This is a genomic window from uncultured Polaribacter sp. (assembly GCF_947501385.1).
Lineage (GTDB): Bacteria > Bacteroidota > Bacteroidia > Flavobacteriales > Flavobacteriaceae > Polaribacter.
Genome location: NZ_CANMVP010000013.1, coordinates 112223 through 125109 on the forward strand (window position 1 = coordinate 112223; position 12887 = coordinate 125109).

General features: G+C 29.6%; 11 protein-coding genes. 4 read left to right on the plus strand and 7 right to left on the minus strand.

The window, feature by feature from the left end; genetic code table 11:
- Positions 1-208 precede the first annotated feature (208 nt).
- Positions 209-598, plus strand: coding sequence for an ankyrin repeat domain-containing protein (locus Q0998_RS10235; RefSeq protein WP_299669673.1), 390 nt, complete (start codon positions 209-211; stop codon positions 596-598).
- A gap of 51 nt (positions 599-649) precedes the next feature.
- Here Q0998_RS10235 and Q0998_RS10240 read toward each other — a convergent pair whose 3' ends face one another.
- The 4 genes from Q0998_RS10240 to Q0998_RS10255 form a co-directional block, all read right to left on the minus strand.
- Positions 650-1240 carry a TlpA disulfide reductase family protein gene (locus Q0998_RS10240; RefSeq protein ID WP_299669675.1) on the minus strand — a complete coding sequence of 197 codons (591 nt, stop codon included), beginning with the start codon at positions 1238-1240 and terminating at the stop codon, positions 650-652.
- An 83-nt stretch (positions 1241-1323) separates the two neighbouring features.
- A complete protein-coding gene (locus Q0998_RS10245) occupies positions 1324-1833 on the minus strand; it encodes a hypothetical protein (RefSeq protein ID WP_299669677.1) in 510 nt (169 codons plus the stop codon).
- A 101-nt stretch (positions 1834-1934) separates the two neighbouring features.
- Positions 1935-3524, minus strand: a complete 1590-nt coding sequence (locus tag Q0998_RS10250; protein WP_299669679.1) for a hypothetical protein — start codon at positions 3522-3524, stop codon at positions 1935-1937.
- 74 nt (positions 3525-3598) lie between these two features.
- On the minus strand, positions 3599-4741 hold the full coding sequence (locus tag Q0998_RS10255; RefSeq protein WP_299669681.1) for an AraC family transcriptional regulator: 1143 nt from the start codon (positions 4739-4741) through the stop codon (positions 3599-3601).
- Positions 4742-5155: 414 nt separating this feature from the next.
- Here Q0998_RS10255 and Q0998_RS10260 point away from each other — a divergent pair, with 414 nt between their 5' ends.
- On the plus strand, positions 5156-6916 hold the full coding sequence (locus tag Q0998_RS10260) for an aromatic amino acid hydroxylase (RefSeq protein ID WP_299669683.1): 1761 nt from the start codon (positions 5156-5158) through the stop codon (positions 6914-6916).
- 4 nt (positions 6917-6920) lie between these two features.
- Positions 6921-7232, plus strand: a complete 312-nt coding sequence (locus tag Q0998_RS10265) for a rhodanese-like domain-containing protein (protein WP_299669685.1) — start codon at positions 6921-6923, stop codon at positions 7230-7232.
- On the opposite strand, the gene Q0998_RS10270 is transcribed toward Q0998_RS10265, so the two are convergent.
- The 3 genes from Q0998_RS10270 to alaS all read right to left on the minus strand — a co-directional run bounded on the left by Q0998_RS10270 (position 7229) and on the right by alaS (position 11543).
- A complete protein-coding gene (locus tag Q0998_RS10270; RefSeq protein WP_299669687.1) occupies positions 7229-7621 on the minus strand; it encodes a hypothetical protein in 393 nt (130 codons plus the stop codon). The two genes, Q0998_RS10265 and Q0998_RS10270, sit on opposite strands and share 4 nt — an antisense overlap.
- A 227-nt stretch (positions 7622-7848) precedes the next feature.
- Positions 7849-8802, minus strand: a complete 954-nt coding sequence (locus Q0998_RS10275) for a GSCFA domain-containing protein (protein ID WP_299669689.1) — start codon at positions 8800-8802, stop codon at positions 7849-7851.
- Positions 8803-8873: 71 nt separating this feature from the next.
- Complete coding sequence (gene alaS, locus Q0998_RS10280) at positions 8874-11543, minus strand: alanine--tRNA ligase (RefSeq protein ID WP_299669691.1); 2670 nt, start codon at positions 11541-11543, stop codon at positions 8874-8876.
- 173 nt (positions 11544-11716) lie between these two features.
- On the opposite strand from alaS, the gene Q0998_RS10285 reads away from it, so the two are divergent.
- Positions 11717-12685 (plus strand): M23 family metallopeptidase, encoded by a 969-nt coding sequence (locus Q0998_RS10285; protein ID WP_299669693.1) that lies wholly within the window; start codon positions 11717-11719, stop codon positions 12683-12685.
- Positions 12686-12887: the final 202 nt, after the last annotated feature.

A 12887-nucleotide genomic window follows, 5' to 3' on the forward strand; every position in this document is an offset into this window, starting at 1 on the left:
TACGAAACCGATAGCGTAATAAAATTGTCATAAAATAAACTTAAAAGAAGATTTTTTAGGATTAACATAATTAGTGTTAATTTTTTAGAGAAAAATACTTATAAAGTTAAACGCTTGTTAAATAGCCATTTTAGATGAAACATAACTTTCTTTTTGCTGTCTATTAGATAGAACAAACAAACAATCCTAATTCTTAAAACTATTTATCATGAAAAAATTAATTTTACCAATGTTATTTTGCTTACTTGCTTTTTCAGCAACAACCAACGCATCTTCTAATTATTTCTATCAAAACACAAAAATGCTTGAAATTTCGACGGCATATCAGGTAAGTCCTTTTTGTAAATTGATACAAATGGGCAATTACGATGCTGTAAAAGCACTCATTGAATCGGGCGAAGATATAAACAAAAAATCTAACGGATTAACTCCTTTAATGTTTGCAGCAAGGCATAACAAAGCTAAAATTGCCAAATTGTTGATCAAGCACGGTGCAAAATTAAAAACAAAATCTACCAAAGGAAATATGTCTGCTTTAGACATTGCAAAAAGATCGAAAGCTGTAGATGCTATAAAAGTTCTTAAAGAAGCCCTTTAAAAGGTTTATATATTTATTAATGTAGTGAAAATAGACTGTCTTTGAGGTAGTCTATTTTGTTTTAGATGTAATCATTCGTTTAAGAATGTTTTCATACGCTGATAAATCACATTCTAAATGATTAAAGTTTCCTGTATTATTTAGCTTAATTTTTTCATTACTAATTTTACCATTAATTATTTTGTATCCGTAATTAGATTTGACACCTTTAAATTTACCTGTGATGTTATAATTTCTGTCAAAAATTATAGTTTGTGGTATTACATTTGCTTCTGTTAAACGATTAAATAATCTTTTATTTGAATCAAAATAAAATTCAAAAGGCCAATTATGTTTTTTAATCATTCTCATTAATTTCTTTCTCTTATAATTTTTTTCAATAACTATTACAACAATTTTTACTCTATACTCCTTTTGCCATTCAGGGTAAATTTCTTTAAAAGAATTTAAAAGATTAATACAAGGTTTGCAACTAGTGCCAAAAAACTCAACTATTAATGGATTTCCATAATTAATTAATTGTTTAGATGAAACTTTAGACTTTAATATGTCTTTTAATTTCACATTATAAGGAAATTGTTTTTGTGAAAAACCTATTTTAAAAATGAGTATGAATATTGTAATAAGTATTAATTTCTTCATAAATTTTTTTAATAGGTGGTTGAATTAGGTTTAATCAAAAAACAATTCAACCACTTTATTTATTAGACAAATATGCCTTTAATTTATTTATGCCATTCTGTTTTTCCAACTGTTTTTTCAACTGAAATAATTTTTGTAGCTTTAAATATAGCCTGGTCAAAAATACCATCTGGGTCAAAAATGCCGTCAGAAATTTTAACTCCTTCAAACTTTACAATTACTTTTTCTTCCTCTCTATTTAATTTTCTAAGATGTTTGGCAAGTTTTGTATATTCATTTTCATTAGTATAGACATTGATTATTTTACCTTTTTTAGTTTTCAATTTAAAGTGTGGTTTATTAATTAGATCACTTTTAAATAAAATTTTATGATATTCCATAAATGATTTTTCTGATTTAGAAAAATCATTCTTTTTTTGATTAAAAATCTCTTTTTTAATTTTTTCAATTTCATCATTAGACATTCCATAAACCACGTTATTCAGATCTATTAACTTAATATAAATAGTGCCTTCAATGGTTTTATTTACACTTGTTCTTTTGCAAGAGATTAGTGATATGGTCAATAATGTGAAAAGTAAATACTGTTTCATAATATATTTGTTTTTATTTAAATCTTAAAATACTCAAATTATTAGTAACGTTTTCAATTTTCAAAATAAAAAGGTATAGGAATATTTTTTTAAAATTATATTTAAGGACAACTCCCAAATCTTGCTGGTGCAGTTCCTCCATTTAAATTTCTATTTGCGCTTGCAGGTAATATTATTTCTCTCATATCTTCACCTAAATCTCCAGGGTTTCTGCCTTTAAACAGTATTCCATATTTACCAATAGTTTTAGGTAAAGTTAATCCTCCTATTAATGCAATTCCAATACCAAAATCAGTACAATTATAATTGTTTAAGTCATAAGTTGAAGAATAGTTAGTTATGTAATTTACAGTTTCTCGAAATTGAGTTGCTCTTATATCAATAGTAATACTAACATCATAAGGCGAATTTGAGTTATCGTGTAATTCACTGCTTTGAGGTTTGAGTAGACTTGCTCCAGGAGAATCTGGATAAAAACCAATACTTCTGATGATTCCGTTTTGTTCAAGCCCAATAAAAGTGTGTCCTATATTAGCAGTTACTTTTCTTGAACCAGCAATAGATTGCTGGCTATAAATAGTCATTTTAGCGGGGGCTGACAAGTCAAAACATTTTAACTCTTTTACTATGTCATTTATTTTTGGCGTATCGAAAGATTCAATTACAAGTGTTGTAATATCATTAAAAGTTAAATTTGGGTCAGACGAATTACAAATTATATCAATAATATCTTTAGCAATATTAAAAGGATTAAAAAGTTGTGTTGTGTCTTCTATGACCCTATTCTCTATGTTTTTTCCTAAAAATCTTCTAACCTCGTGTGATAAAGAGGAATTTGCGTTCAAACAATCTTTCTGTTCATTTGTTAGTTGCTCAAAAAAGACATCAATTTGACTGTCTACTGGATTTGGTAAGACACCTACTGTTGAAGTATTATTTGAATTAGTGTTCGAACCTCCACTTCCACCAGATTGTCCGTCAAAATCACTATCATATAGGTCATCTTCAGAATCTCCATCCCCAATACTACCATTATCTCCAGTTCCTGACCCTCCCGAACCACCGCTGCCTCCACCTTGACAGTAGATAACCTCTGCGTATTCACAAGAACAACCTTCGTTAAAAGTAATTTCAAAAAGACAACCAGAACTTTCATCATAAGCATATTTTGAAACTAAGATGGCATCAAAATCTCCTAAATTTATTTGATTTGAATTTACTAGTTCTTTTGACATTGAATAAGTAATTACAGCGTTTTCTTTAGTTTTTAGTTTCTTATAACGATAAATAAAAAACATATAATCATTATCATTATATTTTTCTATTACAAAATTTTCAAAGGCAGAGTCAGAATATGTTGGTGTTTCAATTCTGAACGTATATGCCTCTGTGTCATCTGTTTTTATTTGAATAATTTCATCAGTTAGTATTGAAAAAGAATTATTATTAGATTCTATTTTAGAAAACACTTTCGTTTTTTTAAAATAGTTTAATCGTTTTTCAATTTTTGCTAAAGATTTTTTTAGCTTTTCATTCTGTTTAATGTCATTAAAATTTACTCTTTTAGCTATTACTCTGTTATTAGTTGATATATTAATGTTCTCTTCTGTAATGTCATCATTTTGACAACTAAATATTGTAACTAATAATAACAATAAGCATATAATTTGTTTTACAAATACTTTTCTCATTAGGATTTATTTTAGATTTATATGCACAATAATAAAAAGATTTAAATATTCAACAGTTCATAATATTTAACTATTTAAAGATTTTGTACTAATTTCTTATAAGCATTTGGGGTTTGACCTGTATTTTTTTTGAACGCACTATAAAAACTTGTTTTTGTATGAAAACCAGATTCTAAACCAATGGCAGTTATTGTGTATTTTGAATAATCTTCATCTAATAATAGTTTTTTGGCATTTTCAACTCGCAAATGATTAATATATTCATTGAAATTTTTATGTGTGTTGGTATTTATTATTTGAGATAAATATCCTTCACTAAAGTTAGTATATCTTGAAATAATTTTAAGACTTAATTTTGGATTGAGAAATAGTTTATTTTTCAGAATAAGATTGTTAATTTCTATAAATTTATTTGTGTTAATTTTCCCTGTCGGTTTATCAATTTCTAATTGTTTAATTTGAGTTCTTATATTTTTACGGGTATAAGTATTTTTACCCCGTATTTCACCACGGTCTTCATAAATACTGTTTTGAAAAATAGATGTATATGCAATCCAGTATATAAGCACCGAAATACCAATCCATAAAGGATAGTATTTAGAATATCCACTAGGGAAATAAGGGCCAAAAAGAGTAAGAGAAAGTGCCCACAGTATACAAAGAGAAAATCCAATTATTAAAATTCTTTTAAGCCAAGAAACTGTTTTTGGAATTTTGTCAAATGAGTCTTTTTTAATTTTCTTTTCATAGTCTAAAATGGTTTTAAAAATTAGTATTATTATCACTAATGAAAATGTAATAGAGCTATATTCTATGATAAGATTAAAAAACTTAAAAGTTATAGCGTCAATTTTAATAAAATCATTTAGAATTAGATATAGCGTAGTTATAAAAAAAGGTAAAAACAATATATGTACATGTGATTTTTTTAATTTATTATCCAGATAATTTTTTACAAATAACAAAAACATTGGAAGCATTAAAAATTCAAATGGAATAAATATTATCTTATGATTTTCATATTTAGGTGACAAGCCAACATCTAAAAGCCAGTATTGAAGATTACTAAAACATAATGAGAGGATAGTAAGAGCTAAATAATTATTTGTTCTAGATTTTAGTTTAGCATTAAAAAATAATAGTAAGCTAAAAATTATTCCATGTACAATTCCAATAATAATTATAATATTATATACGTTAAAATTATGCGAATTCATTCGTTTTCAAGGGGGTTATCTAATTTTACAAAAATATAGCACTAATAAGCTGTTTTTAGTTTGCTAATATAATTTGTATATAAAATAATCAAACTTAAGGATAATTATCTTAAGATATATTTATTGAGCTTTCTTTTAATTATTCATTTAGATAAAAAAGGATTTTTTTATTCTTTGGATAAAGTAATTGTTTTTTGGGGTTATTGCATAAATTTATATTTTATTTGAATTTTGTTAAATCTTTTAAATTAGAGGTCAATTAAATTATAAAGATTTGGACATTAAAACCTCTTAATATTTAGAATAATTTTAATACGAACGAGTAAATATAATAATGAAATTTCATCTCTATAAAATGTGAAATTATTATTAAAATCATTAGTTTTGTAAGAATACTTCAATATTTATACAGATATGCATTTTGAATTGAACGATGTCACAAAAAAACTACCAAAACACTTACATAAATTTGTTGTAAAACAGCCATATGCAGAATATACTGCACAAAACCAAGCAGTTTGGCGCTACGTTATGAGAATGAATGTAGATTATTTAAGTAAAGTTGCGCACGAATCGTATATAAAAGGGCTTGCCAAAACAGGAATTTCAATTGAAAGAATTCCTTATATGGATGGGATGAACAGAATTTTAAAAGACATTGGTTGGGCTGCTGTCTCTGTAGACGGCTTTATTCCGCCAAATGCTTTTATGGAATTTCAAGCATACAATGTTTTGGTGATTGCATCAGACATGAGAACTATTAATCATATAGAATATACACCTGCGCCAGATATTATTCATGAAGCCGCTGGCCATGCACCCATCATTGCAAATCCAGAATATGCAGAATATTTAAGACGTTTTGGAGAAATTGGTAGCAAAGCAATTTCTTCTGCGAAAGATTTCGAAATGTATGAGGCCATTCGACTTTTATCTATCTTAAAAGAAAACCCGAACTCAACAGCAAAAGATATTAATGAAGCCCAAGAAAAAGTAGAATACTTACAAGACAATATGGGTGAATTGTCTGAAATGGCAAAAATAAGAAATCTACATTGGTGGACGGTTGAATATGGCTTGATAGGCACCTTAGAAAACCCTAAAATATACGGAGCAGGCTTGCTTTCTTCTATTGGAGAAAGTGCTTGGTGTATGCAAGATAAAATTAAAAAAGTACCGTATGCTATTGAAGCAGCAGACATTAATTTCGACATTACCAAACCACAACCACAGTTATTTGTTACTCCAGATTTTGCACATTTAAGTTTAGTCTTAGAGCAATTTGCAAATAAAATGGCCATACGAAAAGGCGGCTTAAAGGGAGTTAAAAAATTAGTGGCTTCTAAAAGCCTAGGAACAATAGAATTAAGCACGGGCATTCAAATTTCTGGAATCTTTAACAATGCAATTGCAGATGAAAATAATAAATTAATCTACTTTCAAACCGTTGGAGAAACGGCGCTTTCTAACAGAGATAAGGAATTGATTGGTCATGGAAGAGAAGTTCATAAAAATGGTTTTGGAAGCCCTATTGGTAAATTAAAAGGAATAAATATTGCCATAGAAAATATGAGTCCAAGAGATTTGGAAGCATATCAAATTTACGAAGGGAAAAGAACAACCCTACAATTTGAAGGCGGATTAAAGGTTGAAGGAAATGTAATTACAGGAACTCGAGATTTACGTGGTAAAATATTACTAATTTCTTTCGATAATTGTACCGTGACCTTTAATGAGATCATTCTTTTTAAACCAGAATGGGGCGTTTACGACATGGCAGTGGGTAAAGAAGTTGTTTCTGCATACGCAGGTGCTGCAGATATGAATTCTTTTTTAGATCGCAGTGAAGTTTCTAAAACCAAAACACATAAAATAAACTATTCAGACAAAGAAAGAGCATTGTATTCTTTATACGAAAAAGTAAAGCAAATGAGAGAAGCCAACGCAGCTTCTGAAGAAGAAGTTACATATATTTTCAATCGACTAAAAAAAGAGTTTTCTACAGATTGGTTATTGACTTTAGAACTTTATGAACTAGCTTTGCAGTCTAATTTTTCAATTAAAGAGAAAATTAAAACTTATTTGTTAGTTTTACAAAAAAATGAGGCGTACAAAAAGTTAATACAAAACGGATTAAATTTATTAAAAGTCAATAATTCAGCAATTAAAATTTAAAATTATGGGATTATTTGACATGTTTAAAAGAAAAAATATGAGTGCAGAAATAAAAGAATATTTAGAAAACGATGCTGTAATTTTAGATGTTAGAACCCAATCGGAATGGGATGAAGGACATATTGAGAATTCGAAACATATTGTTTTAAATCTAATTCCTTTAGAAATCGAACAAATTAAAGCTTGGAACAAACCTGTAATTGCCGTATGCAGAAGTGGCGGTAGAAGTGGTCAGGCAGCTCAGTTTTTAACACAAAACGGTGTGAATGTAATCAATGGTGGTCCTTGGCAAAATGTGGCAAAACATTTAGATTAATTATAATTGCCAAAACCCTTTCTTCTTCTTTTACGAAGTTTTATAAACACTTTGTAAGAATGTACAGCTTTTTTAATAATCGCAAATAAACCTCCTAACATGGCGCCTACAAAGGCACCCATTGTGAGCACATCAAAATCGTGACCCGTAATTAGATATTTTATATAGAAAATAACCATTCCTATACATATAGATACAAAAAATACTTGAAGTTTAGAATTTGATAATTTTGAGTAAGCACCACATAAAGCTCCCGTTATTATTGAAGTAGCCGTTATTTTTGTTAAAAATAACTCTACTAAATTACTTGTTTTTGGGAGTATAATTGCTGTCACAAATAGCCCTACAAAAATACCTGCAATGATACCTATAAGAATTTTTTTAATCATTTTTTAACTGAGAATTATCAATTTTAAAGGTACAAAATATATTCTTTGTGAAGTAAGAATTCTTTTCTCTGATTTTATAATTGTATTCATTTTATCATTTCAAAACGTATCATAATTACCTTTTTTTAACTCTACAAGAAGCAATAATGAATTTCTTTACAAAATTCTATGATACCTAAATTTCTTAAAAAATAAAGAAAGCAAAAAATCGTCAAATGATAGCTACTTTAAAATTTCATAAAAGGAAATGCATGTATAATTTTATCTTTTTTAGCGGCTAACTTTTTTAAAAACTGTTCATGTTGATTAGAATTTATATGAAAAGGTTTGTGAGCAATACCTTTTTGAATCGTCTGTACTTCTTGCATTGTGCTTTGTGATTTTTCGGAAAACCAAGTGGCTACAAATTTATCCCAAATATAATTGATCGCTGTTTGGCTTGGATGTATCATGTCTTCTGCATAAAAACGATAATCGCGCAATTCATCCATCATAAGTTCATAAGAAGGGAAGTAGTGAATGTGGCTTTGAACGGAGTCGAGAAGTGCATGAATTCCAGCAATTAAATGCGATTTGCTTCTTTGGTTTTCTACAAACCCGTCTTTTAGATGACGCACAGGAGAAACGGTAAAAATTATTTTTAAAGTGGGATTTTTATTGATAAGTATTTTTATAATCGCATCTAAACTTTCTGATATTTCATCAATAGTTAAGAGTTTTTTTACAAATTTTTTCTGTGGAATTTTATGACAATTTGCAACAATAGTATCCGTTTTTATAAATCTATAAACCCAAGAAGTTCCCAAAGTAATTATGATGTGAGTTGCTTCTTCTACTTGTTTTTTTGCTGAAGAAATTGTAGCATTTAAATTGGTAAGAAGTTGGTCTTCATTGCTAGAACTTAAACTAGAATGTGCCTCAAAACAATGCCAACGTTCATTTTGAAAAAACAAATCTTCTTCAGAATATATTTTTTTGTTGATTGCATTTGTAATGAATGTTTCAATGGCTTTCGGGTGAAAAAGAATTCCAAACGGATTTTGAGTAGATTGAAATTGGTAATAACTAAGTTTGTTTCCAATATTTTCAGAAAAACAAGAACCGAGTAAAAATATCTTAGATTGATAGTTTATGAGATGCTCAGATTGTTTTTTAAATGGGATTTGAGTTTGGAGATTCATTTGTTAAATATAAAAAAAAAAGGTTCAAAGTAAATACTTTAAACCTTAAATGTATGATAAATCAATATGCTTTAAACCAAATATTCCTCTGCTCTTTCCAAAGCTTTCGGAATTCCGCCAGGATTTTTACCACCAGCCGTTGCAAAGAAATTTTGGCCGCCACCACCACCGTGAATCAATTTGCCTAACTCTCTAACTACTTTTCCCGCATCATAACCACGTTCATTAGCCAATTCTTTAGAAATATAACAGGTTAACATTGCTTTGTCTTTTGCAGGAGCAGTAGCAAATACTAAAAATAAATTTTTAGCATCTTTTCCTAAGGCAAATGCTAAATTTTTAATTCCGTTTGGATCTAAATCTACTTTGGTTGCTAAAAATTGTACGCCATTTATTTCTCGGAGTTGGTTTTTAAGTTCGCCAGATAAATTTTGCGCTTTGTCTTTTAAAAGTTGCTCTACTTGCTTTTGCAAAGTAGCATTTTCGTCTTGTAACTTCAACACCGCTTTTATAGGTTCTTTTGCATTGTTTAATAAACCTTTAATTTCGAATAAAGTCTTATTATTTTCAGTATAAAAATCTTTTACGGCATCATTTGTAATTGCTTCAATTCTTCTAATTCCAGCAGCAACTGCACCTTCAGATTTTATTTTAAAATGCCAAATATCACCTGTGTTTTTTACATGTGTTCCTCCACATAATTCTACAGATTCTCCGAATTTTATGGCTCTAACGGTATCCCCGTATTTTTCGCCAAACAAGGCCAATGCGCCATCATTGAGTGCTTCTTGCATGGGGATGTTTCTTTTTTCTACTAAAGGAAGTTTGCCAGCAATTCTCGCATTTACAAAATTTTCTACGTCTTGTAATTCATCTGAAGTTAATTTTGAAAAGTGAGAAAAATCGAAACGTAAATATTTAGAATGTACCGCAGAACCTTTTTGTTCTACATGTGTTCCTAAAATTGCTCTTAAAGCTTGATGCAATAAATGTGTTGCTGTATGATTACACTCTGTTCTAAAACGTTGCTTTTCGTCTACAACGGCCTTAAAAGATTCGTTTAAATGCTTCGGAAGATTCTTTGCAAAATGAATAATTACATTGTTTTCTTTTTTAGTATCTAAAATATACACAACATCTCCATGAACATCTTCTAAATAGCCTTTGTCACCCACTTGACCACCTCCTTCAGGATAAAAAGGTGTCAAATTGAATACCAATTGATACATTTCTCCATCTTTTTTAGACGTAACTTTTCTGTATCTAGTAATTTTTACATTTGCTGCTAAGGCATCATAGCCTATAAATTCTTCTACGGCATCTTCAGCTAAAATTGTCCAATCTTCTGTGGAAGTTTCACTTGCTGCTCTAGATCTCTTTTTTTGTTTCTGCATCTCGGAATTAAATCCTACAACATCTACAGTAAAACCTTGTTCTTTTGCAATGAGTTGAGTTAAATCTATAGGAAATCCATAAGTATCATATAATTCAAAAGCGTTTTTTCCAGATATTATTTTCTCGATTTTTGTTTCTGATGCACCATTAGCAGCATTTATCCAATCAATTTGAGCTTCTAAATTTAATATTCCTGTTGAAATTGTTCTTAAAAAAGAAGTTTCTTCTTCTTTAATTACATTTTCAATCAATTGTTTTTGTGTTTTTAATTCTGGGAAAGCATCGCCCATTTTTTCGCTTAAAATGGCAACCAATCTATAAATGAAAGGTTCTTTTTTATCTAAAAAGGTAAACCCGTAACGAACGGCCCTTCTTAAAATTCTACGAATTACATAGCCAGCACCTGTATTGCTTGGCAACTGCCCATCTGCAATAGAAAAAGCAACCGCTCTCACATGGTCTGAAATGACACGTGTAGCAATATCTTGTTTTAAATCTTGACCGTATTTTGTGTTGGTTATGGTATCAATTTCACTAATAATGGGTTTAAAAACATCTGTATCGTAATTAGATTGTACGTTTTGTAAAACCATACACAAACGCTCAAAACCCATTCCTGTATCAATGTGTTTGTTTGGTAAATCTACTAAAGTTCCGTTTGCTTTTCTATTGAATTGCATAAAAACCAAATTCCAGATTTCTACAACATGCGGATGATCTTCATTGATTAAAGTTCGTCCGTCTACTTTCGCTTTTTCTTCCGCAGAACGAATGTCTACATGAATTTCAGAACAGGGTCCACACGGTCCTTGTTCGCCCATTTCCCAAAAATTATCTTTTTTATTTCCTTTTAAAATACGGTCTTCGGCAATAAACTGTTTCCATATATCATAAGCTTCCGTATCCATAGACAGTTTGTCTGCATCATCAGAACCTTCAAAAACAGTAACATATAAAATGTCTTTGTCTATTTTGTAGACTTCGGTTAATAGTTCCCAAGCCCAAGCAATTGCTTCTTTCTTAAAATACCCGCCTGCCGGATGAGCAGGATCTCCAAAAGACCAGTTTCCTAACATCTCAAATAAAGTATGATGATAGGTGTCATAACCAACTTCTTCTAAATCGTTATGTTTCCCAGAAACTCGCAAACATTTTTGTGAATCTGTAATTCTGTTATGCTTTGGTTTTCCGTTACCTAGGAAATATTCTTTAAAAGGCGCCATTCCAGAATTCACAAATAGTAAAGTTGGGTCATCTTTGGTTACCATTGGCGCAGAAGGCACAATTAAATGCGATTTTTCTTTAAAAAAGTTTAAAAATGTTGCGCGAATGTCTTGAGATTTCATAAAAAAAATGAAGTTTCTCCCGAAATTTTCGGGATTGAATTTTGTTAATATATCTTTAAAAAACTGCGTTTAAAAAAGCAGTTGTAAAACATTTTGTAAATTCGTGAGTTATTAAAAATGAGATTTGATACAAAAATCGATTTTAAGAAAACAAAAATAGTACATTTACAATTATGGCAAAAGTAAAATATTATTACGATGCAGATACACTTTCTTATAGAAAAATTAATGTAAGAAAAAGCGATTATTATAAGAAAACCATTTTTAGTTCTTTAGGTATTTTACTAATTGCATTTATTGGCTTTATCGTTTTTAGTCAGTTTATAATGTCTCCTAGTGAAAGAGCTTTAAATAGAGAGAATGAAAACTTGAAATTAAACTACGAGTTATTGGTTAAAAGAATGGAAGAAAGTAGTACTGTATTAGCACAGCTACAAGAAAGAGATAACAATATTTATAGAACCTATTTTGAGGCAAACCCCATACCCGATGAGCAGCGTAAAGCAGGTTTTGGTGGTGTAAATAGATATAGACATTTAGATGGTTATGACAATTCTAAGATGATAAAACAACTGACCAAGGATGTAGATGTTTTATCTAAACAATTGGTGGTACAGTCGAAATCTTTAGATGAAATTGTGGTGTTGGCAAAAGAAAAAGAGAAAATGTTAGCAGCAATACCTGCAATTTTACCTGTAAAACTAGAAGATTTAACAAGAATGGCTTCTGGTTATAAATGGAGAATGCATCCCATCTTAAAAATTAGAAAATTTCACAAGGGTATGGATTTTACAGCACCTGTTGGAACCCCCATTTACGCTTCAGGAAACGGAAAAGTAATTCGAGCTCAAAGAAGTGCTACTTTTGGAAACGTGGTGTATATAGACCATGGGTATGGTTATAAGACTATTTATGCACACATGAGTAAGATTAAAGCAAAACGTGGTCAAAGAGTAAAACGTGGCGATTTAATTGGGTATGTTGGAAACACAGGAAGGTCTGTTTCTGCGCATTTGCATTATGAAGTTCATAAAAATAACACAGCGTTAAATCCTATTAATTTTTATTACGGCGATTTAACTCCAGAAGAATTCGCTGCAATGCAAAAAGTAGCAGAAGAAGAAGGGCAATCTTATGATTAGTTTTTTTAGAAAAAAGATTTTAGACAATAGACAATAGACAAAAGACGAAAGAGGAAAGACAAAAGAGGAAAGAGGAAATTTATACGAGATAATTTTGGTTTGTAAACTTAGATTTTTTAATTTTCGAATACTGAATACTGAATACTGAATACTGAATACTGAATACTGAATACTGAATACTGAATACTGAATACTGAATACT